The 25,584-nt window shown below is 64.6% G+C and carries 21 protein-coding genes; 15 read left to right on the top strand and 6 right to left on the bottom strand.

Going from position 1 to position 25,584, the window contains the following annotated elements; genetic code table 11:
- From JY96_RS19775 to JY96_RS19755, 5 genes are read left to right on the top strand one after another with little or no spacing between them, the layout of a single operon-like run.
- Complete coding sequence (locus JY96_RS19775) at nucleotides 1-1,140, top strand: ABC transporter permease (protein WP_035040015.1); 1,140 nt, start codon at nucleotides 1-3, stop codon at nucleotides 1,138-1,140.
- A 25-nt stretch (nucleotides 1,141-1,165) separates the two neighbouring features.
- Nucleotides 1,166-2,917, top strand: a complete 1,752-nt coding sequence (locus tag JY96_RS19770) for an alpha/beta hydrolase (protein ID WP_081961469.1) — start codon at nucleotides 1,166-1,168, stop codon at nucleotides 2,915-2,917.
- 13 nt (nucleotides 2,918-2,930) lie between these two features.
- Nucleotides 2,931-4,355, top strand: coding sequence for a bifunctional enoyl-CoA hydratase/phosphate acetyltransferase (locus JY96_RS19765; protein WP_035040013.1), 1,425 nt, complete (start codon nucleotides 2,931-2,933; stop codon nucleotides 4,353-4,355).
- On the top strand, nucleotides 4,352-5,884 hold the full coding sequence (locus JY96_RS19760) for an efflux transporter outer membrane subunit (protein WP_052162779.1): 1,533 nt from the start codon (nucleotides 4,352-4,354) through the stop codon (nucleotides 5,882-5,884). The genes JY96_RS19765 and JY96_RS19760 overlap by 4 nt, the downstream gene beginning before the upstream one ends.
- A gap of 25 nt (nucleotides 5,885-5,909) precedes the next feature.
- Nucleotides 5,910-6,596 (top strand): sterol desaturase family protein, encoded by a 687-nt coding sequence (locus tag JY96_RS19755; protein ID WP_035040012.1) that lies wholly within the window; start codon nucleotides 5,910-5,912, stop codon nucleotides 6,594-6,596.
- A gap of 65 nt (nucleotides 6,597-6,661) precedes the next feature.
- Here JY96_RS19755 and ilvC read toward each other — a convergent pair whose 3' ends face one another.
- From ilvC to JY96_RS19740, 3 genes are all read right to left on the bottom strand, one after another.
- Nucleotides 6,662-7,678, bottom strand: a complete 1,017-nt coding sequence (gene ilvC, locus JY96_RS19750; RefSeq protein ID WP_035040010.1) for a ketol-acid reductoisomerase — start codon at nucleotides 7,676-7,678, stop codon at nucleotides 6,662-6,664.
- A 92-nt stretch (nucleotides 7,679-7,770) separates the two neighbouring features.
- Entirely contained in the window at nucleotides 7,771-8,262 is a 492-nt protein-coding gene (gene ilvN, locus JY96_RS19745) for an acetolactate synthase small subunit (RefSeq protein ID WP_035040008.1), read from the bottom strand.
- 175 nt (nucleotides 8,263-8,437) lie between these two features.
- Nucleotides 8,438-10,219 (bottom strand): acetolactate synthase 3 catalytic subunit, encoded by a 1,782-nt coding sequence (locus tag JY96_RS19740; RefSeq protein ID WP_035040007.1) that lies wholly within the window; start codon nucleotides 10,217-10,219, stop codon nucleotides 8,438-8,440.
- A gap of 337 nt (nucleotides 10,220-10,556) precedes the next feature.
- On the opposite strand from JY96_RS19740, the gene JY96_RS19735 reads away from it, so the two are divergent.
- From JY96_RS19735 to JY96_RS19715, 5 genes are all read left to right on the top strand, one after another.
- Nucleotides 10,557-11,144, top strand: a complete 588-nt coding sequence (locus tag JY96_RS19735; protein WP_235333991.1) for an RNA polymerase sigma factor — start codon at nucleotides 10,557-10,559, stop codon at nucleotides 11,142-11,144.
- On the top strand, nucleotides 11,141-11,767 hold the full coding sequence (locus JY96_RS19730; protein WP_052162777.1) for a DUF3619 family protein: 627 nt from the start codon (nucleotides 11,141-11,143) through the stop codon (nucleotides 11,765-11,767). Before JY96_RS19735 ends, JY96_RS19730 begins: the two co-directional genes overlap by 4 nt.
- 12 nt (nucleotides 11,768-11,779) lie before the next feature.
- On the top strand, nucleotides 11,780-12,619 hold the full coding sequence (locus JY96_RS22580) for a DUF3106 domain-containing protein (RefSeq protein ID WP_052162776.1): 840 nt from the start codon (nucleotides 11,780-11,782) through the stop codon (nucleotides 12,617-12,619).
- A 66-nt stretch (nucleotides 12,620-12,685) separates the two neighbouring features.
- On the top strand, nucleotides 12,686-13,231 hold the full coding sequence (locus tag JY96_RS19720) for an RDD family protein (RefSeq protein ID WP_035040005.1): 546 nt from the start codon (nucleotides 12,686-12,688) through the stop codon (nucleotides 13,229-13,231).
- 19 nt (nucleotides 13,232-13,250) lie between these two features.
- Nucleotides 13,251-13,865, top strand: coding sequence for a TIGR00730 family Rossman fold protein (locus tag JY96_RS19715; protein ID WP_035040003.1), 615 nt, complete (start codon nucleotides 13,251-13,253; stop codon nucleotides 13,863-13,865).
- A gap of 180 nt (nucleotides 13,866-14,045) precedes the next feature.
- On the opposite strand, the gene JY96_RS19710 is transcribed toward JY96_RS19715, so the two are convergent.
- Both JY96_RS19710 and JY96_RS19705 read right to left on the bottom strand, forming a co-directional pair.
- Nucleotides 14,046-14,384 carry a P-II family nitrogen regulator gene (locus tag JY96_RS19710; protein WP_035040001.1) on the bottom strand — a complete coding sequence of 113 codons (339 nt, stop codon included), beginning with the start codon at nucleotides 14,382-14,384 and terminating at the stop codon, nucleotides 14,046-14,048.
- A gap of 123 nt (nucleotides 14,385-14,507) precedes the next feature.
- Complete coding sequence (locus JY96_RS19705) at nucleotides 14,508-16,217, bottom strand: NAD+ synthase (protein WP_052162775.1); 1,710 nt, start codon at nucleotides 16,215-16,217, stop codon at nucleotides 14,508-14,510.
- On the opposite strand from JY96_RS19705, the gene JY96_RS19700 reads away from it, so the two are divergent.
- A complete protein-coding gene (locus JY96_RS19700) occupies nucleotides 16,216-17,475 on the top strand; it encodes a GNAT family N-acetyltransferase (RefSeq protein WP_235333989.1) in 1,260 nt (419 codons plus the stop codon). The two genes, JY96_RS19705 and JY96_RS19700, sit on opposite strands and share 2 nt — an antisense overlap.
- Nucleotides 17,476-17,528: 53 nt before the next feature.
- Entirely contained in the window at nucleotides 17,529-18,062 is a 534-nt protein-coding gene (locus tag JY96_RS19695; RefSeq protein ID WP_035039999.1) for a hypothetical protein, read from the top strand.
- A gap of 16 nt (nucleotides 18,063-18,078) precedes the next feature.
- Here the strand turns inward: JY96_RS19695 and JY96_RS22575 are convergent, their stop codons facing one another.
- Nucleotides 18,079-19,779 (bottom strand): serine/threonine-protein kinase, encoded by a 1,701-nt coding sequence (locus tag JY96_RS22575; protein ID WP_235333987.1) that lies wholly within the window; start codon nucleotides 19,777-19,779, stop codon nucleotides 18,079-18,081.
- 177 nt (nucleotides 19,780-19,956) lie between these two features.
- Between JY96_RS22575 and JY96_RS22570 the strand changes: the two genes are divergently transcribed.
- The 3 genes from JY96_RS22570 (at nucleotide 19,957) to JY96_RS19675 (ending at nucleotide 25,581) form a co-directional block, all read left to right on the top strand.
- A complete protein-coding gene (locus JY96_RS22570; RefSeq protein ID WP_052162772.1) occupies nucleotides 19,957-21,879 on the top strand; it encodes a bifunctional diguanylate cyclase/phosphodiesterase in 1,923 nt (640 codons plus the stop codon).
- Nucleotides 21,880-22,025: 146 nt separating this feature from the next.
- Nucleotides 22,026-23,549: an NAD(P)/FAD-dependent oxidoreductase gene (locus tag JY96_RS19680; protein WP_081961466.1), complete on the top strand. Its 1,524-nt coding sequence runs from the start codon at nucleotides 22,026-22,028 to the stop codon at nucleotides 23,547-23,549.
- Between the two features lie 139 nt (nucleotides 23,550-23,688).
- On the top strand, nucleotides 23,689-25,581 hold the full coding sequence (locus JY96_RS19675) for an aminopeptidase P family protein (protein WP_035043767.1): 1,893 nt from the start codon (nucleotides 23,689-23,691) through the stop codon (nucleotides 25,579-25,581).
- Nucleotides 25,582-25,584: the final 3 nt, after the last annotated feature.

Genomic DNA, 25,584 nt, shown 5'->3' with positions numbered 1-25,584 from the left:
ATGTACAAGCCTGCATGGCAATGGACCCGCAATGTGGCCCGCCTGGCCAACAAGGAATTGCGCAGCCTGTTTGGCGACGTCCCCTTGATGGCCTTGATCATCTTCGCCTTCACCGTGGCCATCTACAGCACCGCCAAGGGCGTCAAGGCGGAGGTGGCCAACGCCTCGGTGGGCATCATCGACAGTGACAACTCGGCCCTGTCGCGCCGACTGCGCGATGCCATTCGCCCGCCCTACTTCAAGCCGCCGCGCGACATCACCCACCAGCAAGCCGGCCCGGCGCTGGACAGCAGCGACGTCATCTTCGTGATCGACATCCCGCCGCGCTTCGAGGCCGATGTGCTGGCCCGGCGCGCGCCCGCGATCCAGGTCACGGTGGACGCCACCGCCATGACGCAGGCCGGCCTGGGTGTGGTCTACCTCAACCAGATCTTCCTGAAAGAGTTGCTGGACTTCTTCCACCAGCAAGGCATCGAGTCCATGCTGCCGGCGCCACCGGTGATGCACGTGCTGTTCAACCCGAACAACCAGTCGCACTGGTTCACATCCGTCATGCAGATCGTCACCAATGTGACCGTGCTGGCCATCATCCTGGTAGGGGCAGCCGTGATCCGTGAACGCGAGCACGGCACCATCGAGCATTTGCTGGTCATGCCGGTGCGCCCCAGCGAGATCGCCATGGCCAAGATCCTGGCCAATGGCGGCGTGATCCTGCTGGCAGTGAGCCTGTCGCTGTGGCTGGTGGTGCATGAATGGCTGCACGTGCCCTTGCTGGGCTCGGTGCCGCTGTTCCTCACAGGTACGGCGCTGTACCTGTTTGCCGTCACGGCCCTGGGCATCTTGCTGGCCACGCTGGCCTCGTCCATGCCACAGTTCGGTTTGCTGGCCGCCCCGGTGTACGTGGTGCTGTACCTGCTGTCTGGCGCTGCGACGCCGGTCGAGAGCATGCCTTTGCTGATTCAGCGTATCGTTCAGGTATCGCCCACCACACAGTTCGTGAAGATGACGCAGGCGGTGCTGTACCGTGGTGCCGGGCTGGACATCGTCTGGCCCGAGTTGCTGGCAGTGGCTGCCGCCGGTGTGCTGTTCCTTTTCATCGCCCTGACAAGGTTCCGTTCCATGCTGGCCCGACAAGGCTGACATAACGACAAACAAGGTGACCCACATGAGCAACCAGATACAGGCACAAACTCAGACGCTCCCGACACCCTCGGAACAATGGCAGGACCTGGTCCACAAGATCGACCGCCACACCCAGGGCAAGATGGGTCAGATGATGGGCGGCGTCTCCCCCATCCACAGCATGCTGGTGTACCTGGACTGGCTGTCGCACCTGGCCATCTCGCCGGGCAAACAACTCGATGTGGTCAAGGGCACGCTGGAGGATGCGCAGGAAGCGGCGGCCAACATCATGCAGCCGGATCGGCAAAGCGGCATCTGCTGTACTGACCCACGCTTTGCCTCTGCCGCCTGGCAGCACTGGCCCTACAACCTGTACGCACAGACCTTCCAGGTCATGGAACGTGCCTGGGACCGCGCCACGCGCGATGTGCCCGGCGTGAGCCACAAGCACGAAGACGTGGCCACGTTCGCCGCCCGCCAATGGATGGACGTGTTCTCGCCGTCCAACGTGCCCTGGATGAACCCGGACGTGGTCAAGGCCACGGCGGACGAGCACGGCATGAACCTGTTCCGGGGCGCGCTCAACTGGCTGGATGACCTGCACCGCATCGTGCACAAACTGCCCCCCGCTGGCGTGGAGGCTTTCACGCCCGGCGACAACGTGGCCATCACGCCTGGCAAGGTCGTCTTCCGCAACCATTTGATCGAGCTGATCCAGTACAGCCCCAGCACCGAGAAGGTCCATGCCGAGCCCATCCTCATCGTGCCGGCCTGGATCATGAAGTACTACATCCTGGATCTGTCGCCTCACAACTCGATGGTCAAGTTCCTGGTCGACAAGGGCCACACCGTGTTCATGATCTCGTGGAAGAACCCGACCTCGGTCGACCGCGACATGAGCATGGAGACCTACCGCGCCGATGGCGTGATGGCCGCCATCGACACCATCAGCCAGATCCTGCCCGAGCGCAAGATCCACAGCGTGGGCTACTGCCTGGGCGGCACCATGCTGGAGATCGCGGCCGCCACCATGGGCCGAGACGGCGATGAGCGCCTCGCGTCCATCTCGCTGTTTGCCGCACAAGGTGACTTCACCGAAGCCGGTGAGCTGCTGCTGTTCATCAACCACAGCCAGGTCAACCTGCTGGAGGCCATGATGTCCGAGCAAGGTGTGTTGCAAGGCTCGCAGATGGCCGGCGCCTTCAAGCTGCTGCACACCAGTGACCTGATTTGGTCACGCGCGCTCAAGGATTACATGCTTGGCCAGCGCGAGAAGCCCAACGACCTGATGGCCTGGAACGCCGATACCACCCGCATGCCCGCCCGCATGCATTCCGAATACCTGCACAAGCTCTTCCTGCACAACGACCTGGCCACCGGCCGCTACGAGGTCAATGGCGCGCCCATCTGGTTCACCGACATCCGCGTGCCCTGTTTTGCAGTGGGCACGGTCAGCGACCACGTCGCGCCCTGGAAGTCGGTCTACAAGCTGCACCTGCTGCCGCTGGACATCACCTTCGTGCTCACCAGTGGCGGCCACAACGCTGGCATCGTCAGCGAGCCGGGGCATCCCAACCGCCACTTCCAGCTGCGCCGCCGCACACCCGAAGAGCGCTACATCGCACCCGAGCGCTGGCAGGCCGAGGTGCCGCACCAGGAAGGCTCCTGGTGGCCGGCCTGGGAAAACTGGCTGGTGGGCCACTCCAGCGGGCTGATCGCCCCCCCGCGCATGGGCTTGCCCAACCAGAAAAAGAAGCTGGCCGATGCGCCCGGTGAATACGTGCACGAACAATGAACTGAGCCGGGACATGAGCCCCATTGCCAACACACCAGTCCTGCTGGAGAACCGCTGCTACGACGAGTTGAAGGTCGGTGACAGCGCATCCCTCACGCGCGTGCTGACCAAGGACGACATCGAGCTGTTCGCCATCCTCAGCGGCGACGTCAACCCGGCGCACCTGGACGAGGCCTACGCACGTGACACGCCTTTCCACAAGGTGATCGCACACGGCATGTGGGGCGGCACGCTGATCTCGACCGTGCTGGGCACCAAGCTGCCCGGGCCCGGCACCATCTACGTCGGCCAGCAATTGCGTTTTGTGCGGCCGGTGGGCCTGGGAGACGTCATCACCGTCACCGTGACGGTCAAGGAAAAGCGCGACAAGAACATGGTGCTGCTCGATTGCATGTGCAGCAACCAGTTGGGCAAGCCCGTCATCACCGGCAAAGCCGAAGTCATGGCGCCGGCCGTGAAGGTTCAGCGCGAGGCACAGCGTCTGCCTGAGCTGCACCTGCATCGGCATGAACGCTTTGCGCAGCTGATGGCCCTGACCAAGCCGCTGGCCGCCATCCGTTGCGCCGTGGTCTACCCGGATTCGGTCGACAGCCTCATGGCCGCGCTGGATGGCGCCCGCTGCGGCCTGATCCAGCCCCTGCTGATTGGCCCTCGTGAGCGCGTGCAGGCCCTGGCTCAAGCGCATGGCCTGGATCTGTCAGGCTGCGAGTGGGAAGAGGCCTCCTCTGCCGCGTCCGCAGCCTGGCAGGCCGTGGCCCTGGCCCGCGAAGGCGATGTGGCCGCCATCATGCAAGGGCAGATCACTCGCGACGCCCTGCTCCAGGCCGTGACCGCGCGCGAGGGTGGCTTGAGACAGCACCGCGAACTCACCCACGCCTATGTGGCCGATGTGCCCGACTACCCTCGCCCTTTCATCGTGACCGATGCGGCCATCCATGCCCAGCCAACGCTGGAGACCAAGCGCGACATCGTGCAGAACGCGATCGACCTGGCCCGCATCCTGGGTTTCGACGAGCCGCGCGTGGCCATCCTGTCGGCAGCCGACGCCGTCACCAGCGCGCTGCCCTCATCCATGGATGCCGCAGCCTTGTGCAAGATGGTCGAGCGCCACCAGATCACAGGCGGGCTGGTTGACGGCCCCTTGTCTTTTGACGCCGCCATCAACCCCGATGTGGCCCAACGAAAGAACCCCGACTCCCCCGTGGCTGGCCAGGCCAATGTGCTGGTGGTGCCCAACCTCGAAACCGGCGACATGCTCGTCAAGCAACTGAGCTTCCTGGCTGACGCCGACGTGGCCAGCATCGTGCTCGGCAGCCTGGTGCCGGTGATCCTGATCGACAAGGCCGACAGCCCACGCACCCGCGTGGCCTCCACAGCGCTGGCCGTGCTGCTGTCCGAAGCCCAGGACCGGCTCGACCCTGTCGCGCACCTTCAATGAACAGCATGCCTCGTGAGCCCTTCATGATCCCCACACCGGCCCTGCGTGCATGCAGCCTCGCGGCCATGCTGTGCCTGACACTCGGTGCGTGCACCACCATCAAGGTGGATGTGCCCGCCAACATGGCCACGCCCAAGGCCTTCGATCACGCGCCCACGGCATCCAGCCCTGACGCGGCAACAAGCACTGACATTGCCGCCTGGTGGCACACCATCCCGGACCCCACGCTGATCCAGCTGATCGACCAGGGCCTGGCCGCCAACCCCGACATCCGCGCCGCCGTTGCCCGCGTTCGTGAAGCCCGCACCGTGGTCACCACCGCCGAGTCCGCGCTCTACCCCACGCTGATGGCCTATGGCGCCACCGGCCGGCAGAAGTTCAACGATGTCAGCCCGCCCACGGTGCCCTTGCCGATTCCGATCAACCTGCCGCCGGTCAACGTCCCCATCAGCTCGTTCAACGGCAGTGGCTTTGCCGCTGCCTGGGAGGTGGACATCTTCGGCTCGCGCCGCAGCGATGCAGAAGCCGCACGCCAGGCCGCGCTGGCCTATGAAGAAAAGCTGCACGGCGCCCAGATGATGGTCGCCGGTGACATTGCCAGCAACTACATCGAAGCCCGCAGCCTGGAGCGCCGCATGGACGTGCTGGCGCGCAGCATCACCACGGCCCAGCGCCTTCAACGCTATGCACAAGGCCGCTTCGACGCTGGCCAGGCCACCCGCTATGACATCGACCGCAGCAAGGCCGCCGTAGAGGCTTTGGGCGCCATGCAGGCCCCGCTGGAAAGCCTGTTGGGCGCCCGACTGCGCCGCCTGGCCGTGCTGACCGGGCAAGCGCCTGAAGCACTCAAGACCCTGCCCCGCCCCACCGCCAGCGCCCCCGCTGACGCCAGCGCCATCTCCGACAAGTTGCCCGGCATCCTGCCCTCCGACGTGCTGGAGCGCCGCCCGGATGTGAGAGGCAGCGCCAACGTGGTTCGCGCCATGGCGGCCCGCCTCGGCAGCGCCAAGGCCGAGGTGCTGCCCAAGTTCTACCTGGGCTTCCTGTCCAACGATGGGCACCTGGAGATCGGCAGCCTGCCCTCGGCCTCTTCCAGCTTCACGGCATGGGGCGCCGGGGTGAAGCTGCCCATCTTCGAAGGCGGCCGCATCCAGGCCAACATCAAGGCCAGCGACGCTCGGCTGGATGCTGCAGCGGCGCAGTACGAACAAGCCGTTCTCACCGCGCTGGAAGATGTCGAAAACGCCTACAGCGCACGCCATGCACTGGACCAGCGCGCGCAGCAGCTGACCACGGCCTGGCGCACGTCTGCCGATGGTGCCCTGCACGCGCAAAAGCTGTTTGACGAAGGCACCGGCCTGCTGCAACCCGTGCTGGAGGCGCGCCTCAGCGCGCTGCAACGAGAAGACGAGCTCATCCAGGCGCAGACAGCACGCGCCATGACCACCGTGCTACTCTACAAAGCCATTGGTGGCGGTTGGACGGCAACACCTGTGCCAGACAAGCCAGCCGCAGCCAGCACCCCCTGATCCAGTCCGACACAGGAGGCTCGACATGCGTGACGCAACCCAGGCCTTCCGTCTGCGCTACCGAACCCAGGTAAGCCCCCACTACAGCGCGCTGCTGCATGCGGCATTTGTGTTTGGCCTGGGCCTGGCGGCCTATGTTGGCTTGCTCAGCCAGGTCCACGACAGCCAGCCCTGGCAATGGCTGGCCGCGCCCATCGGCCTGCTCGTTTTCAACGCAGCCGTCTACCTGGTGCACCGCGAACTGGGCCACCACAAGCGCAGTTGGGCCGCCCTGTTCTACGCCCGCCACACGGGCGATCACCACAGCTTTTTCAGTGAACAAGCCATGAGCTACGAGCAATGGCAAGACTGGCGCGTGATCCTGTTCCCACCCTGGCTGATCGTGGTGTACCTGCTGGCGTTTGTCGCGCCATCCATCTGGCTGATCAGCACCACCGTCAACGCCAACGTGGCCTGGATCTACGGCGCCCATGCCACGCTGGGCTACCTGCTGTACGAGTTCTTCCACACTTGCCACCACCTGCGGGAAGACCACTGGCTGACCAGTCTGCCCTGGTTGCGCGAGATGCGCCAATTGCACCGCCTGCACCACCGCCGCGACCTCATGCACACGCACAACTTCAACATCGTGCTGCCGCTGATGGACCAGCTGTGCGGCACCTTGCATTGGGAGGCCCCCGTGAGGCCAGGCGCCAAGAAAAAAGCCGCCTGAGGCTTGCACACCCCGGCGGCTTTCATTCAAACGATCATCCCACCGGGCCAGGCCCGGCAGATGGATCAGTTCTTCGACTGGTCAACCAGCTTGTTCTTGGCGATCCAAGGCATCATGGCGCGCAGCTCGGCACCCACGGTCTCGATCGGGTGCACGGCGTTCAGACGACGGCGAGCGGTCATGCTCGGGTAGTTCGTCTTGCCTTCCTGGATGAACATCTTGGCGTATTCGCCAGTCTGGATGCGCTTCAGAGCGTTGCGCATGGCTTCGCGCGACTTCTCGTTGATCACTTCCGTACCCGTCACGTACTCGCCGTACTCGGCGTTGTTCGAGATCGAGTAGTTCATGTTGGCGATGCCGCCCTCGTACATCAGGTCAACGATCAGCTTCAACTCGTGCAGGCACTCGAAGTAGGCCATTTCAGGCGCATAACCAGCTTCGGTCAGCGTCTCGAAGCCCATCTTCACCAGCTCGACAGCACCACCGCACAGCACGGCTTGTTCGCCGAACAGGTCGGTTTCGGTTTCTTCGCGGAAGTTGGTTTCGATCACGCCACCCTTGGTGCCGCCGTTGGCAGCAGCGTAGGACAGGGCGATGTCACGGGCCTTGCCGGACTTGTCCTGGTACACAGCGATCAGCGAAGGCACGCCGCCGCCCTTGAGGTACTCGGAACGCACGGTGTGGCCAGGGCCCTTGGGGGCGACCATGATCACGTCCAGGTCAGCGCGGGGCACGACCTGGTTGTAGTGCACGTTGAAGCCGTGAGCGAAAGCCAGCGTGGCGCCTTGCTTGATGTTGGGGGCGACGTTGTTGTTGTACACCTCGGGGATGTTCTCGTCGGGCAACAGGATCATCACGACGTCGGCGTTCTTCACGGCGTCATTGACTTCAGCGACCTTGATGCCGGCGGCTTCCACCTTGGACCACGAAGCGCCACCCTTGCGCAGACCGACCGTCACGTTGACGCCCGAATCACGCAGGTTTTGAGCGTGGGCATGGCCTTGCGAGCCATAACCGATGATGGCCACGTTCTTGCCCTTGATCAGGCTCAGATCGGCGTCCTTGTCGTAATAGACCTTCATGTTTGTATCTCCGTCGGAAAAACTGTTGAATGCCTGAACGAATCAGGCAAGGGATTCAGGAATAGCGGGAAGAGAAAAGAGACTGCGGTGAGTCAGACGCGCAAGATGCGCTCGCCGCGCCCGATCCCGCTGGTCCCGGTGCGCACGGTTTCAAGGATGGCGGCGCGGTCGATGGCTTCAATGAAGGCATCGAGCTTGGCAGCGTCGCCAGTCAATTCGATGGTGTAGGTCTTGTCGGTCACGTCGATGATGCGGCCGCGGAAGATGTCCGCCATGCGCTTCATCTCTTCGCGCTCCTTGCCCACGGCACGCACCTTGATGAGCATCAGCTCACGCTCGGTGTAAGGGCCTTCGGACAGGTCCACGACCTTGACGACTTCGATCAGGCGGTTGAGGTGCTTGGTGATCTGCTCGATCACGTCATCCGAACCGGTGGTCACGATGGTCATGCGCGACAGCGAAGGGTCTTCGGTCGTGGCGACCGTCAGGCTCTCGATGTTGTAGCCGCGTGCGGAGAACAGGCCCACCACGCGCGACAGCGCGCCAGCTTCGTTCTCGACCAGAAGGGCAATGATGTGTTTCATAAAGATCGTCCTTGCGGGCTCTTTAGCCAGAGGGCGGTAACCCAGGGGCCGTGGCCACGTAGTGCGACAGGTATCGGTTTTAGCGTTGATCCCGGCAGGTGCGTTCAAGGTCGTCAGTCAGGCACCGGCAAGCGCCTGACTGCACCCTGCCCCGCTCAAGCCGGGCCTTTGTGAATTACAGGTCTTCGGAACCCAGCAGCATCTCGGAAATGCCCTTGCCGGCCTGAACCATCGGCCAGACGTTTTCCGTCGGGTCGGTGCGGATGTCCAGGAACACGGTGCGGTCCTTGAGCTTGATGGCTTCGCGCAGCGCGCCTTCCACGTCCTCGGGGCGCTCGATCAGCAGGCCCACGTGGCCATAGGCCTCGGCCAGCTTCACGAAGTTGGGCAGCGCATCCATGTAGCTGTGCGAGTAGCGGCCGCCGTAGTCCAGCTGCTGCCACTGGCGCACCATGCCCAGGTAGCGGTTGTTGAGCGACAGCACCTTGACCGGCGTGTTGTACTGCAGGCAGGTCGACAGTTCCTGGATGCACATCTGGATCGAGCCTTCGCCCGTGATGCAGAAGACATCGGCGTCCGGCTTGGCCAGCTTGATGCCCATGGCGTAAGGCAGGCCCACACCCATCGTGCCCAGGCCACCGGAGTTGATCCAGCGACGCGGCTCTTCAAACTTGCTGTACTGCGCGGCGAACATCTGGTGCTGACCGACGTCCGACGTGATGTAGTAGTCGGTGCCCTTGGTCAGCTCAGCCAGCTTCTCGACCACGGACTGAGGCTTGATCACCTCGGTCGAGGTCTTGTACTTCAGGCACTCGCGCTTCTTCCACTCGTTGACCTGGTTCCACCACGCGGCCAGCGCGTTCTGGTCAGGCTTGAGCGGCGACTCCTTGATCTGCGAGATCATTTCCAGCAGCACGTCCTTCACATCGCCCACGATGGGGATGTCGACCTTGACGCGCTTGGAGATCGACGAGGGGTCGATGTCGATGTGGATGATCTTGCGCTCGACCTGGGCAAAGTGCTTGGGGTTGCCGATCACGCGGTCGTCGAAGCGGGCGCCCACGGCGATCACCACGTCGGCGTTCTGCATGGTCATGTTGGCTTCGTACGTGCCATGCATGCCCAGCATGCCCAGGAAGGTCTTGTCAGATGCGGGGATGGCACCCAGGCCCATCAGGGTGCTGGTGCTGGGGTAGCCCAGCATGTCAACCAATTCGCGCAGTTCTTTGGAAGCCTCACCCAGGATCACACCGCCACCGGTGTAGATGTAGGGACGCTTGGCCGTCAGCAGCAGTTGCACGGCCTTGCGGATCTGGCCGCCGTGGCCCTTGCGCACCGGGTTGTACGAGCGCATTTCCACCGTCTCGGGGTAGTGGAAGGCGGTGGTCTTGAGCGACACGTCCTTGGGCACGTCCACCACCACAGGACCGGGGCGACCGGTGCGGGCGATGTGGAAGGCCTTCTTCATGGTCGCAGCCAGGTCGGCCACGTCCTTGACGAGGAAATTGTGTTTGACGATCGGGCGGGTGATACCGACGGTGTCGCACTCCTGGAAGGCATCCAGGCCGATCGCAGGCGTGGGCACCTGGCCGGTGATGATCACCATGGGGATGGAGTCCATGTACGCCGTGGCGATGCCGGTGATGGCGTTCGTCACGCCAGGGCCGGAGGTCACCAGAGCCACGCCGACGTCGCCCGTGGCGCGTGCGTAGCCGTCAGCGGCGTGAACGGCAGCCTGTTCGTGGCGCACGAGCACGTGCTCGATGGTGTCCTGCTTGTACAGGGCGTCGTAAATGTAGAGCACCGCGCCACCGGGGTAGCCCCACATGTACTTGACGTTTTCTGCCTGGAGGCAGCGCACAAGGATGTCGGACCCGTTGAGGATCTCGCCGGAGGGGGATTGGGTGTGGGCGTCGGCCGTGCCGGCGCGCTTGATGTCCGCAGGAGACATGTCCATGATTGAAAGAACCTTTCCGAATTTCTCTAACGAAAAACGATCGGTGCCCCTCTACATCGCCACAGCCTTTTGTGAGGTCTGCAACAACAGCACTGCGGCAACGGATTGCCAGCGTGCTCGCCCTTGTGAGGCGGATTTGGAGCCTGCGCGGTCTGCCACCGGAGCCTACTTAAGGGTCGGGCTGTCCAGATTCAGACCAGATCGAGATGGCGCAAAGACGAACATTATCGCATCCCTTCGCGTCAATTCAAGCAGACCCTGAGATGCAAAACCCCACATTCACCTGGCAATGCCATAATCCGCCGGCGAAATGGCTCGCCCACCGGCTCATTCGGTCTTGACTCCCCTGCCCAGTCCCTCCTTTGAAGAGGAACTCAACGAGTTCCTGAAAAGCGTCGAGCGACGTGCTTTCAAGCGCACGGTCTATGCCGTGCGCGACGAAGAGGCCGCCCTGGACATCGTGCAGGACGCCATGATCCGCCTGACCCAGAGCTACGCCGACCGCCCCTCGAACGAGTGGCCCATGCTGTTCCAGCGCATTCTGTCCAACGCCACGCTGGACTGGTTCCGTCGCCAGAAAGTTCGCAATGCGGTGTTCATGAACATCGGCGACCTGGAAGCCGCGGTTGATGACGACGACAGCGGGGACTTCAACCTGCTGGAATCGCTCAGATCTGACAACGGTGGCACCGAAGGTGCTGATGATTCCGCCGCCAGAACCGAAATACTGGCTCAGATCGAAGACGAAGTCGGCAAATTGCCGGCGCGTCAACGAGAAGCGTTCCTGCTGCGTTACTGGGAGGAACTGGATGTTGCAGAAACGGCAGCAGCCATGGGTTGCTCGGAGGGCAGCGTGAAGACGCACTGCTCACGCGCGGTCCAATCCCTCGCCAAAGCTCTTCAATCTCGCGGAATTACATTGTGAAAACCCGGCCCCCAACCCCGCTGACGCCAGCGCAACGCGAAGCCCTTGAGGCGCGCTTTGCCATGCGTCTGAGCGCGCGCCTGGAAGAGGGTGCGCAATCTGTTCCTTACGATATTTCCGAGCGCTTGCGCGTTGCGCGCGAACAAGCCGTCCGAGCGGGTCGCGAAGCCCGCGTGGCCGCACTGGCGCCCGTGATGGCGCCGGCACCCACGGTCAACGTGAGCGTGGCCGGCCTGAGCACGGCTGGCGCCGGTGGCATGCGTGTCGGCCCAGGCTGGAGCGAAAGCCGTTACGCCCGCTCCAACGATCATGGTCGTCGCCTGGATGACAGCCCACCGTCCTGGGGCTGGCGCCTCGCTTCGGCCCTGCCGGTGATCGCCCTGGTCGCCGGCCTGTGGGGCATCCACCGTTACTACAAGCACGAGCAGGTCCAGGCCGCCACCGATGTGGACATGGCCTTGCTGACAGACGACCTGCCACCGAGCGCCTATGCCGACCCCGGCTTTGCCGAGTTCCTGCGCTCGGATACCGGGCCGACGGTACGCCCCATTGATGAAACAGCCCCCGAAGCCTCTGGCGATCTGCAAACCACCGAAACGGCACCCGCTTCGACCACGCCCTGACCTTTGGCTTCCATGACGCTGTACCACGCCCTGCTCCGCCCCCTGCCCGCCACCCTGGTGGTCGCCGGCATGCTGTGGCTTGCCCACGGGCCCGCCCAGGCAGATGGGTTGGTGCGCAAGGCCCAAGCCGACAGTGCCGTTGAAGTGGACGCGCCGACAGAATGGCATGAACTCACGCCGGCGCAGAAAAAGGTGCTGATGCCACTGCAACGCCACTGGTCATCCATGGATGACACCGGACGAGACAAGTGGATCAATGTGGCCGACCGATTTGACAAGTTGTCGCCGGCCGAGCAGCAGCGCGTCCAGGAGCGCATGAGCCAGTGGGCCAAGCTGCCGCCGCAGGAACGCGGGGAAGCTCGCCTGCGCTTTCAGCAGACACGGCAACTGACGGCTGATGAACGCCAGCAGAAGTGGGCAGCCTACCAGGCCTTGCCCGTCGAAGACCGTCGGGATCTGGCGCATCAGGCCAAGCGCAAGGCCAAGCCCGTTTTTCTGGCCGACAACATGATGGGCCCGCGCGAAGCCCGCCAGGCCTACGCCAACAAGCGCAACAGCGCCCAGGTCGTTTCCGACAAAAAATCCAATGTGGTGCCCAACGCCCTGAGCGCCACGGCGCCTGTGCAGACCGTGGTCCGCCCGACCATGGTCAAGGCCGGTGCCGGCGCCACCACCAGCCTGGTCAGCCAGCGCCCCACGCCGCCCCTGCACCAGCACACGGGTCTGACCAAAATCGCAGCCACCAAAGGCTTTGTGGATCCGGTCACCATGTTGCCCAAGAAGGGCGCCCAGAGTGCCGCCATGGCTTCTCTGCCTGCTGCCGCAACGACCGATCGGCCGCAACGCCGCTGACAACCGGCTGGCACCCGCTCCAAGCTGGTGTATCGTTCGGCCCTCGTTGATCGCCTTCTTCATCCCATGACGGTTTCCCCTGCTTCGACGCCGGTCGGGCCGAGCGCCACGGCCAGCCTTGAGCGTGCGCAAGGCCCTGCACCCTCACTGCGGCGGCGCATGGCCGCTTTCATCTACGAAGGCGTGCTGCTGTTCGGCTTGTTCATGGTGGTGGGCTTCATCTACTCCGTTGTCACCAACCAGCGGCATGGTCTGCATGGCCGCGAAGGCATGATGGCCGTGCAGTTCCTGGCTCTGTCTGCCTACTTCCTCTGGTTCTGGACGCATGGCGGCCAGACGCTGGCGCAGAAGACCTGGCACATCCGCGTGGTCACCCAGGCTGGTGGCCCTGTGCCCCTCAAGCAGGCCTTGCAGCGCTACCTGGCCTCCTGGCTCTGGTTCATGCCAGCCTGGGCTGGCGCATGGCTGGCGGGCTGGCATCAATCCAAGCTGCTGTATGGCGCCATGGGCGTCTGGATCCTGATCTACACCGCGTTGACATGGCTATTGCCGCAGCAGCAGTTCCTGCACGACGTGATCTGCAAGACTCGCCTGATCGACACCCGAGCCTGAACATTTGAAAAGCCCAACCATGTCACTGTCACTGTGTGTCTACTGCGGTTCGCGCAACGGCCTGGACCCGGCCCATCTGGCGGCAGCCCGCGAGGTCGGGCGGCAGATCGGCCTGCGCGGCTGGCGGCTGGTCTACGGTGGTGGCAGCACAGGCCTGATGGGTGCCGTGGCTGATGCGGCGCTGGCGGAGAATGCCCAGGTGATCGGCGTGATCCCGCACCGGCTGATCGAGAAGGAACTGGGCCACGGCGGCGTGACCGAACTGCAGGTCGTCGACAGCATGCACGAGCGCAAGCACAAGATGGCCATGCAGTCGGACGCCTTCATTGCCCTGCCCGGCGGCATCGGCACCATGGAAGAAATCTTCGAGGTGTGGACCTGGCGCCAGCTGGGCTACCACCGCAAGGCCCTGGGCCTGCTCAATGTGGCCGGCTACTACGACGAGCTGCTGCGCTTCATCGACCGCAGCCGCGACAGCGGTTTCCTGTGGCCTGATGTGCAGGAACTGCTGCTGGTCGACACCGACATCAACGCCCTGCTCGACCGCATCGAAGATGAATTTGCGCGCCTGAAAGCGCAAACGCCGCCGGACCTGGTTCAACCTGGCCCGGGCGGCGTTGCACAAGAGATTTAAGCCCCCCCTACGCGCTACGCGGACTTGCAGCCCGCGCCCTCCCGTTCCGGGAGGCCCCTTCGCCAGGCTTGGACAGATCTGTCCAAGTCCAAGCTCAGCCCCCTCAAGGGGGCGACACCAGCAGCCCGGCGAAGCCGGCTCTGCGGTGTTTGCTTGATAGGGTGGTGCTATGCGAAGGGCTCAAACAGCCGCTTCGTCAGTTTCACCGGTGCGGATGCGTACCACTTGCTCGACCGGCGTCACGAAGATCTTGCCGTCACCGATCTTGCCGGTCTTGGCGGCCTTGATGATGGCCTCGATGCAGCGCTCGACGTCGTCCGTCTTGACGACCACTTCGATCTTGACCTTGGGCAGGAAATCCACCACGTACTCGGCACCACGGTACAGCTCGGTGTGGCCCTTCTGGCGGCCAAAACCCTTGACTTCGGTGACGGTCAGGCCGGTCACACCGACTTCGGCCAGGGCTTCGCGGACTTCTTCCAGCTTGAAAGGTTTGATGACGGCGGTGATCTGTTTCATGGCGGGAACTCCGAAATAAAGTCAGCGAATAAATGGGCGATGCTGCATCGCATTACAGCTATTTAAGCACGTCTGAGGGCCGATCGGCACATGCCGATCACTGGAAAAGCAAGCAACTCGGGCTCAGGCGCGGAATCGCGAAGTGATGGGGTAGCGCCAGTCGCGGCCAAAGGCCCGGTGCGTGATGCGGATGCCCACTGGCGCCTGCCTGCGCTTGTACTCGTTGATCTTGATGAGGCGGGTCACCTTGTCCACATCGGCTCGGTCAAAGCCGGCGGCGATGATCTCGTCGATAGACTGGTCCAGCTCCATGTAACGCTCCAGGATCGCGTCCAGCACGTCGTATTCGGGCAGGCTGTCCTGATCCTTCTGATCGGGGCGCAACTCGGCCGAGGGCGGCCGCGTGATGATGCGCTCAGGGATAGGCTCCACGTGCCCGGCCTCCAGCGCCTGGGCATTGCGCCAGCGTGACAGGCGGTAGACCAGGGTCTTGGCCAGGTCCTTGGTGACGGCAAAACCACCGGCCATGTCGCCATACAGCGTGCAGTAGCCCGTGGCCATCTCGCTCTTGTTGCCCGTGGTCAGCACGATGGCGCCGGTCTTGTTGGACAGCGCCATCAACAAGGTGCCGCGGATGCGGGCCTGGATGTTCTCTTCCGTGGTGTCTTCTTTGCGGCCGACGAACAAGGGCGCCAGGGACTTGTTGAAATCCTCGAACATGGGGGCGATGGCGATCTCGTCATGCTGCACGCCCAGGCGGTCGGCCATGTCGCGCGCGTCGATCCAGGAGATGTCTGCCGTGTAGGGCGACGGCATCATGACGGTGCGCACCTTGTCGGCGCCCAGGGCATCCACGGCGATGGCGAGCACCAGCGCCGAATCGATGCCGCCCGACAGGCCAATGATGGCGCCGGGGAAACCGTTCTTGCCCACATAGTCGCGCACACCGCACACCAGGGCAGCCCAGATCTCGGCTTCCGGCGACAGCGCCGGCGCCAGCGCGCCACGAACCTGGCCACCAGGCTGCAGGCTGACCGACAAGATGGCCACTTCAAAGCTGGGCGCGCGCGCGGCCACCCGACCTTGCGCGTCCACGGCGAAAGAGGCGCCGTCGAACACGACTTCATCCTGGCCACCCACCATGTGGGCGTACACCAGCGGCAGGCCCAGTTGACGGGCTCGGTCACCCATGCGGCCTTCACGCTCGGCCCGCTTGCCCGCATGGAAAGGCGAGGCATTGAGCACCACCAGGGCTTGCGCGCCCTGTGCCATGGCGGATTGCGCGGGCTCGTCGAACCAGGCGTCTTCGCAGACCAGCAGGCCCACACGCCAGCCCAGCACATCCACCACCACGGGGCCCAGCCCTGCTTCACGACCGCTGACGAAGTAGCGTCGCTCGTCGAACACCTGGTAATTAGGCAGCTCGCGCTTGGCGTAGCTGGCCACCAGTTGGCCACCCCGGATCAGGCTGGCGGCATTGAGGTGGCGCGGCACCGACCAGGAACGCGTGCGGACATCGTCGCCCGGGCCGGTACGGGGGTGGCCCAGCACCAGGTGCAGGTCGGGCAGATCAGCCAGGGCTTGCGCGATCTGGCCCACGGCGTCGTCGCAAGCGGCCATGAAGGCGGGGCGCAGCAGCAAGTCTTCCGGGGGATAACCGCACAAGGCCATTTCCGGCGTCACCACCAGGCGCGCGCCATTCGCGTACGCTTGGCGACTACCTTCGATGATGGCCCGGGCATTGCCCTGGAGGTCACCCACGACAGGGTTGAATTGCAGCAAAGCCACTTCCAGCGCTTGGGCGGGCGTGGCAACAGACGACACAGCGTTCATGGACAGATTCGATTCAGTAGGTGCGCGAGCCGATGCAGGTGCGCAAGCCAGCATGGTACCGGGCCTGACGGCGCATTGGCACGATGACCTGGCTCAGATCCCCGCAGAGGCATGGGACGAACTGGTGTCGACCGTGGATGGCGGCACGCCTTTCCTGCGCATGGCGCTGCTCAAGGCCATGGTGGACAGCGGCAGTGCCTGTAGCGAAACCGGCTGGCAACCGCAGTTTCTGACCTTGCAGGACGCACAAGGTCGCATCCTGGGCGCCTGCCCCTTGTTCGTCAAAAGCCACTCATATGGCGAGTACGTGTTCGACTGGGCCTGGGCCGACGCACACGACCGCGCACTGGCCCGCCATGGCCAGCGCTATTACCCCAAGCTGCTGAGCGCCGTGCCTTTTTCACCCATTCCGGGGCAGCGCTTGCTGACGCATCCTGACTTGTCAGCATCGGAGCAACAAGCCGTGCGCCGGCGCCTGCTGCAAACGCTGGCCGAGCGGTGCGAGGCCCAGGGCCTGTCTTCGGCGCACGTGCTGTTTGTGTCTGACGATGAGGTTTCTGTCGCGCGCGAGCAGGGCTGGCTGGTGCGCCAGGGCGTGCAGTTTCACTGGCAGAACCGCGTCCCTGAACCCTTTGCCGACTTCGATGACTTCCTGGCCAGCCTGCAGCGGGACAAGCGCAAGAAGATCCAGCAGGAGCGGCGCAAGGTGCGCGAGGCCGGCGTGAGCTTCGAGGTGCTGCAAGGCCCAGAGATCCAGCCGCCTGACTGGGATTTCTTTGCGCGCTGTTATGCGCAGACCTATCACGAGCGGGGCCAGCAGCCCTACCTCACCCCAGGCTTCTGGCAACAGGTGGCGAGCGCCCTGCCCGACTGCTGGGTGCTGTTCGTGGCCAGCCAGAACGGGCAACGCATCGCGGCCGCCCTGCTGGCCATCGACCCGGTGCAGAAAGTGGCCTACGGGCGCTACTGGGGCGCCTTGGCCGAGGTGTCCTGCCTGCACTTCGAGGCCTGCTACTACCAGCCCCTGTCGTGGTGCATCACCAAGGGCATGCGCCGCTTTGAAGGTGGCGCACAAGGCGAGCACAAGCTGACGCGGGGCCTGCTGCCCGTCCAGACCCAGTCTGTGCACTGGCTGCAACACGCAGGCCTGCGCGAGGCCGTGGCCAATTTCCTGATGCGGGAAACGCTGGGAATCGATCAATACAAAACGGAATTAGGCGAACGAAGCCCGTTCAAACCCGCAGACCAGCCGCCTTGACGAAGTGCGACACTCACGGGCGAAACGCACCACGTCAGAAATCAGGGCAACAGATGTCGGTTTTCTACCCTCAGGCTTCGGCCGCTTCGCCACCCGCCATATTGGACATAGAGGCCTCAGGCTTTGGCCTGGGCAGCTATCCCATCGAGGTCGGGTTTGTGCAACCTTGTGGTCAGGCATGGTGCAGCCTGGTCAAACCGCTGGACGACTGGCAGCATTGGGATCCCAATGCCGCCGCCGTTCACAACATCACGCGTGAGCAGTTGCAGCAACGTGGGCGCAGCCCGCTGGAGATCGTCGAGGTGCTCAATGAGCGCCTGCACGGCATGGTGGTCTACACGGATGCCTGGGCGCACGACTACACCTGGCTCAATCGGCTTTATGAAGTGGCCGACCGCAGTCCCAGCTTCAAGCTGGAGAGCCTGCGCAGCCTGCTGTCAGACGGCGATGCCGCGCGCTGGCATGACGTGAAGCGCCGCGTGGCCCTGGCCTCGGGCCTGGTGCGCCACCGAGCCAGCGCCGATGCACGCCTGCTGCAACAGACCTGGCTGGCCTTGCGCCAGAACAACGACCGAGCCGCGGCCTGAGCCCTTTGCAGGCGCTTCAGTAATTGGGGCGCTGGGCCGCCTCCTGCTGCCGCATGCGCTCACATTCCGGGTGGGCCGCGTATTCAGGCCTGGCGCAATGGCGCTTCATGCAGATGGCCAGCAAGATGAACGACTTGCCCGAGCAGGCCTTGCGGGGGTTGAGTGGCTCATTGGTGTCTGCAACCCGTTCTTCGTCCTTGCGAGGTGCCGCGCTTTCCTGACGGGCCTGGCGCCGGGGCCTGGCTTCGCTGGCGCTGGCTGCGGCCAGGGTGGTCGTTGGTTTGCGGGTATCCGATCGGGCATCCTGTCGAGCTTCTGGTCGGGTATTGGCGCCTGATGGATCCGCGCGCCTCGCATCGGGCGTCGAGGCCGCTTTTTTAGCGACGGCCTGCTGTGCGGCCACCGTCAGCGCATCTTGAGGCCGCGCCTTGTGACTGGTCCGCTGCAGCCACCAGATGGCCATTACCCCAAACAGTACCAAGGCTGCAAGCGCCCACTTCAGGCCATGGCGTGACCAACCGTGCGAGCGGCCACTGGCCAAGCCCCGCGCCACCGCATCGCGAGGCTGGGGCGGCGGTGAAAGGGGCATGGTCACGGGCACGGTATCACCTGGCTGCCGCGCGGACGGCCAGGTCGGTGGCGCATGGAGCTGCCCTGCCGCCGGGATGGTGGTCATGTAGGCCTGGGCCTCGATGGCTTTGTGCCCTGGCGATGTTTCGTGGCCTTCCTGACGAACCAGGACGGTCTGGGGCGACCAGTCCGGCCCATGTTCGACGCCTGCAGCGGGCGCGCTGACGATGCCTGACAAGGCCTCGCGCCAGGCCGCGATGGATTCCGGCCGATCCTGCGGCCGAACGGCCAGCGCGTGGTCGATGGCGCTGGCGAAAGATTCACTGAGGTGGCAATCGAAGCCGCTGGCCAGGCCCGAGCTCATCTGCTTCAAGGTGGGCAGATCGTCGTGCACGGCGCGCGCGGTCGCGGGCATGGGCGGGCGTCCGGTGATACAGAAGTGCACCACGGCAGCCAGTGCGTACAGATCCGTCCATGGCCCCTGGCGGATCTGGACTGTTTCGGCGTACTGCTCGATGGGCGCAAAGCTGGGTTTGACGATGGCCGTCAGCGTTTGCGAATGGTCGCCGATGACCTTGCGGGCAGCCCCCAGGTCCAGCAGGACGGGGCGGCCCCTGGCCGGGCCATCTTCGTCGTCCAGCAAGAGGATGTTGTCCGGGGCGATGTCGCGGTGGAAGACGTTTTCCTTGTGCAGGCACTCCAGCGCGCCCAGCAGGGGCATGATGAGGCGGCGCAACCAGGCCTCGTCTGGCGGGCCACTCATGGCGCGGCGAACCTGCAACAGCGTCTGGCCCTGGTAATACGGCATCACCATGTAGGCGGTGCCGTGTGCCTCCCAGAAGCGGTAGACCTTGACCAGCGAGGGGTGGTCGAAGCGGGCCAGCAGGCGTGCCTCGTTGATGAACGAGCGCAAGCCCAGTGTGAAGGTCTCCGCGCCGGCGGCCGAACGCACGATGACGTCGTTGTCAGGCCCACGCCCGGCCAGTGCGGCGGGCATGTATTCCTTGATGGCCACCAGGCGCTGCAGGGCATGGTCCATCGCCAGGTAGACGATGCCAAAGCCGCCGATACCCAGGATCTTCTGGATCTCGAACTCGCCAAGTCGGGTGCCTGCAGGTAGTGCGTCGTGCTCGGAAATGGTCGGCATGGAACGGATGATGGCCATCCGGTATGCCGGCAGCCCTCTCAACACACGGGGTCGTTGATGCAGTGGGGGGCAGCTTAACGCAGGCTGGGCATCCCACCTATCGGAAAACACCCCTCAAGCCGCGCATAGATCATCCGAAAACCCGGCAACTGTTATTTATTTGCAGTCGGGGTGTCCATGTCTTCGCTCATCCATTCGATGACCATGGGGACGCCCACCACCCATCGTCGCCCTTCGGCAACAGCGCAATTGCTGTCCACCGCAGGCCTGGCGATCGGTCTTGTGTTGTCGTCCTCGCCACATTTTGCAGCCCAATGGCCGGGCGCGCTCATTGCCGGGGCGGCGGGCTTGAGCATGTGGCTCTGCCACAGGCGCATGCACCGGTGCCTGCACCAGACCTTGCAGACCGAGCGGCTCTGGCAGGCCGTGGCCACGGGCTGCGAGGTGGGCATCGTGATGCTGCAACCCAGGCGAGACCCGTTTGGCCGCTTCCTGGGATACCAGATCGCGCAGGCCAACCAGCGCGCCCACGATCTCTTGGGTGCCGACGCCTCACCGCTTCAGGAGCAGATGCTGATGGACGTGCTGCCCTCGCAGCTGCAGCACAGCTTCCTGCATCTTGTGAACGCCGCCATCGAGTCCGGGCTGCCCCAGATCGAGGAGCATCTGTATGCCCGCCAGGGCGACCAGCTGGGTGCACGCTGGCTGCACCACCAGATCATCCCGCTGGATGGTGGCGTGGCGCTGGTGTCGCGCGACATCACCGAATCGCATCAGGCCATGGATGCAGCCCGTGAACGTGAAGCTTTCTACCGCACGCTGGTGGACTGCCTGCCCATGGCCGTGTTCGCGCGCAGCACCCGCCCCAGCACCGCTGGCGAGTATGTGGTGTGGAACAAGGCGGCCGCAGAGATCATGCAACTGCCCGCCAACAAGGTGCTGCATCGCAAGGCCAACGGCCTGCTGCCGCCAGAGATCACGCGCCGCGGTGACGAGCAGGATCTGGCCGTGCTGCGCGACCCGCGCATCCACCACTTTCCCAATCTGGTCTACAACACGCCCAACGGTGAGCGCATCGTGGACCTGATCAAGGCGCCGGTGTATGGCGTGGACGGCGAGGTCGACCATATCCTGTCCATCGCCCACGATGTGACCGCGCAGCGGGAAGCCGCCGCGCAACTCAAGCTGGCCTCGCGGGTGATCGACGAGACCGGTGAGGCCATCGTGGTGAGCGATGCCGTGGACCGCATCGTGATGGTGAACCCGGCCTTCCTCAACCTGACGGGCATGACACCCGCCGAGGTCATCGGGCGCAGCGCCGAATTGCTGGGGATGCCGCCCTTGCGTGAATCGCACCTGCCGGGCGTGACGCAAGCCTTGCGTGGCAGCCAGCGTTGGTCGGGCGAGAGCCACCAGGTCTGCCAGGATGGGCGCAATCTGGATACCTGGTTGAGCGTGAGCACCCTGCGCAATGACCTGCAGAAGATCACCCAGCACATCCGGGTGTTCAGCGACATCTCCGTGCTCAAGGCGCACCAGCGCGAACTGGCCGAGCAAGCCCGCCACGACAGCCTGACCGGCCTGCCCAACCGCCGCGCCTTTGGCGAACGCCTGGGCCAGGCCTTGGCGCGGGCCCGACGCAACCCGCAGGCCCTGGCCGTGCTGTATGTGGACCTGGACGGCTTCAAGGGCGTGAACGACCGCTACGGCCACGCCGCGGGCGACAAGCTGCTGGCCGAGGTGGCCAGGCGCCTGCTGACCTGCGTGCGGCTGACTGATTGCGTGTGCCGCCTGGCAGGTGACGAATTCACCGTGATCCTGGAGGGTGCGGGCAACCCGGGTGAGGTGGTACGCATCTGCCAGCGCATCGTTGAGCGCCTGTCGGTGCCGCATGACATGGACGGGGACGCTGTGGTGGTCAGCCCCAGCATCGGGGCGGCCATCATGCAGGACGGCGAAACCGGCGAAGCCTTGTGCCAGCGCGCAGACGCGGCCATGTACGCGGCCAAGCATGCGGGCAAAGCCGGTTTCGTCATATCGAAAGCGCCCCTCACCTCGGACGCCGAAGCCTGCCCACCCCTGCGCCAAGGGGCGATTTGATGCAATTTACCCGCAATCAAGGGGCGCACCAGGGAGGTGCAAAGCCACATGAAAGAGTGGGTTACTGGTATAAATACCTAGTTCTTTAGGACGCTGGCGCGCAAGCTGCCCGGCGCCTGTTCGTCCCACCTTCCCTCTTGTCGCGCATGACCCTATCTACCTCGTCGTTCTCTGGTACCGGATCAACCCCTGCGCAGCAAAAACCCCGCGTCGTCATCATCGGCTGCGGGTTTGGCGGCCTGGAGGCGGCCAAGGCCTTGTCTGGCGCGGACGTCGAGATCGTGGTGATTGACCGCACGAACCACCACCTGTTCCAGCCTCTGCTGTACCAGGTGGCGACGGCCGGCCTGCCGGCACCGGCCATTGCTGGCCCGATCCGCCACATCCTGCGCAAGCAGATTGCGCGCGGCAACCTGACCGTGCTTATGGGCGAAGTGACGTCCATCGACACCGCTTCGGACTGCGTGGTGCTGGATGGCGGCGAACACATCCACTATGACCACCTGATCCTGGCCGCTGGCGCGACACACAGCTATTTTGGCAGAGACGACTGGGCCAAGTACGCGCCCGGCCTGAAGACACTGGGTGACGCCTTCACCATTCGCCGTCGCGTGCTGACGGCCTTCGAGCAGGCCGAGCGCGAGACCGACCCTGCCAAACGCGAACCCTGGCTGACCTTCGCCGTGGTGGGCGCGGGCCCCACCGGTGTGGAAATGGCCGGCACCATGGCTGAAATCGCGCAGCAGACCTTGAGCGCCGAGTTCCGTCGCATCGACTCGCGCGTGGCACGCGTCATCTTGCTGGAGGGCGCACCGCGTGTGCTGGGCACCTTCACAGAGGAATTGTCCAAGCGAGCCAAAGAGCAGCTGGAGATGCTGGGCGCCGAGGTGCTGACGGGCGCCAAGGTCACCAACATCACGGCGTTTGGCATCCACTACGACATCAACGAAACCCAGCCTGATGGCAGCACCAAGGTGAGCTCGCACTTCCTGCCCAGCCGCACCGTGGTGTGGGCCGCAGGCGTGGCGGCTTCACCGCTGGGCCGCGCCCTGGCCAAGAGCACCGGTTGCCAGCTGGACCGTGCTGGCCGTGTCATCGTGCAGCCTGATCTCACCATCCCCGGGCACGGCAACATCTATGTGGTGGGCGACCTGGCTTCGGCCAAGAGCTACCTGGACCCCAAGCACCCCACGCCCGTTCCTGGCGTGAGCCCGGGCGCCAAGCAGATGGGCCGCAAGGCCGCGTTCAACATCATGCGCCGCATGAAGGGGCTGGAGCCCCAGGCCTTCCGCTACTTCGACTACGGGTCGATGGCCACCATCGGCAAGCGCGCCGCCGTGGCGATGCTGGACATCCCCTTCACCAACAAGCAGATCAAGTTCAGCGGCTTCTCGGCCTGGTTGTTCTGGCTGTTCGTGCACGTGTACTTCCTGATCGGCTTCCGCAACCGCACGGTGGTGATGATGGACTGGGCCTGGGCCTACTTCACCTCGCAGCGCCACGCACGCGTGTTCCCGGACCCGCACGCGCTGGAGCCCAATGCCATGCTGGTGCGCGTGGCACCGCCCCCCGTGCCACCCGTGAGCGTGACCGCAGCCACCCCGGCTGTCACGCCGGCACCGTCAGCTTCGGCGGGCCCGGCCGGCGCGCAGCCCTCACCGGCTCGCTGAGCCAGCTTGAGCCACACGCGGTGGCTGGGGTGTCTGGCCTCCGCCACCGCTTCACCCCGGCCAACCCATGGCCGCGCGGCTCGTGGCAACATGGGGGCCTGTTTTTGACCTGCGCGCAACCAGGCGCCGCCCCTACCCCGTGAACGCTCCTGCCCCCGCCCCTGCAGCCAGCCCCATCTCCGCACGACTTCGAGCCCTGCGTGGCCGCCTGGCCGAGAAAGGTTGGCACGCCGCGCTGATCCCCAGCAGCGACCCGCACCTGTCCGAGTACCTGCCCGAGCGCTGGCAAGGGCGCGTCTGGTTCAGCGGCTTCACCGGCTCTTCCGGCACGCTGATGGTGTCACCCACCCGCGCCGCCGTGTTCACCGACAGCCGCTATTGGGAACAAGCCGAGGCCGAACTGGCCGGCAGTGGCGTGGACCTGGTCAAGCTCGATGGCCCGGCCGTACCCGCCTATGTGCAATGGCTGGTCGAGCAGCCTGATCTGGCCGCGCTGAATGCCGACCAGAAGCAGACGCTTACCCTTGCCGTTGATGGCACGGTGATGGGCCTGGCCCAGGCGCAGATGCTGGCCGACGCCCTGAAGGCATGCCAATGGCAACTTCGCACCCAGGACGACGTGCTGGATGGCATCTGGCCCGATCGCCCGGGCTTGCCCACGGCTGCCGTGTACGAGCATGCCCTGCCTTATGCCGCCACGCCCCGCCGCGACAAGCTGGCCGCCTTGCGCCAGGCCATGCAGGACAAAGGCGCCACGCACCACTGGATCGCCACGCTCGATGACCTGGCCTGGCTGTTGAACCTGCGCGGCGCGGATGTGGACTACAACCCCGTGTTCCTCGGGCACGCCCTGGTCAGCTTGGACAAGGTCGATCTCTTTGTGGGTGAAGGCAAGGTGGATGCCGCCTTGCAGGCACGGTTGCTGAACGACGGTGTGCGGGTGCAGCCATATGCGCAAGCCCTGCCCGCGATCCGCGCCCTGCCCCAAGGCGCCTGCCTGCTTATCGACCCGAAACGCATCACCTGGGGCCTGCGTGAAGCCGTGCCCGATGGCGTCAAGGTGATCGAGGCCATCAACCCGAGCACACTGGCCAAGTCGCGCAAGACCGATGCCGAGGCCGCCTTCATCCGCGAGGCGATGGAGCGCGATGGCGCCGCCATGTGCATCTTCTACGCGTGGCTGGAACAGGCTCTGGGCCGCGAACACATCAGCGAGTTGACGATCGACGAGCGCCTGAGCGCCGAGCGCGCCAGGCAACCCGGCTATGTGTCACTGAGCTTCCCCACCATCGCGGGCTTCAATGGCAATGGCGCCCAGCCGCATTACCGCGCCACGCCTGAGTCACACGCCCAGATCAGCACGCCACAGGGCTTGTGCGCCGAAGGGCTACTGTTGATCGACTCCGGGGCGCAGTACCTGGGTGGCACCACGGACATCACCCGCACCTGGGCCATCGGCACGCCGAGCGCGGCCCAGAAACGCGACTACACGCTGGTGCTCAAAGGCACCATGGGCTTGTCGCGCATGCGCTTTCCGCGCGGCACCCTGGGCCCCATGCTTGACGCCGTGGCGCGCGCGCCCATGTGGGAGCACGGCATGGATTTCGGCCATGGCACAGGACACGGCGTGGGCTACTTCCTCAATGTGCACGAGGGGCCGCAGTCCATCTCCAAGGCCATGCCGGATCCCAATATGGCCATGCAGCCGGGCATGATCACGTCCATCGAGCCGGCGCTGTATCGCCCCAGGCAATGGGGCATCCGCATCGAGAACCTGGTGTTGAACGTGCCCTTGGCACCGCAAGTGCCTGATGCGCCGGTGGGCACGCCAGAGCATGGCGAGTACCTGGCGTTCGAGACGCTCACACTGTGCCCGATCGACACGCGCTGCATTGACCTGAACCTGATGCGCGATGACGAGCTGGCCTGGCTCAATGCCTACCATGCTGAGGTGCACCGCCGCCTGATGCCGCTGCTGGAAGGCGATGCGCTGGCCTGGATGATGGAGCGCACCAGGCCGTTGACGCGCTGAGCG

The organism is Aquabacterium sp. NJ1 (assembly GCF_000768065.1).
GTDB lineage: Bacteria > Pseudomonadota > Gammaproteobacteria > Burkholderiales > Burkholderiaceae_C > Aquabacterium.
This window is presented reverse-complemented; position numbering and strand designations above follow the sequence as displayed.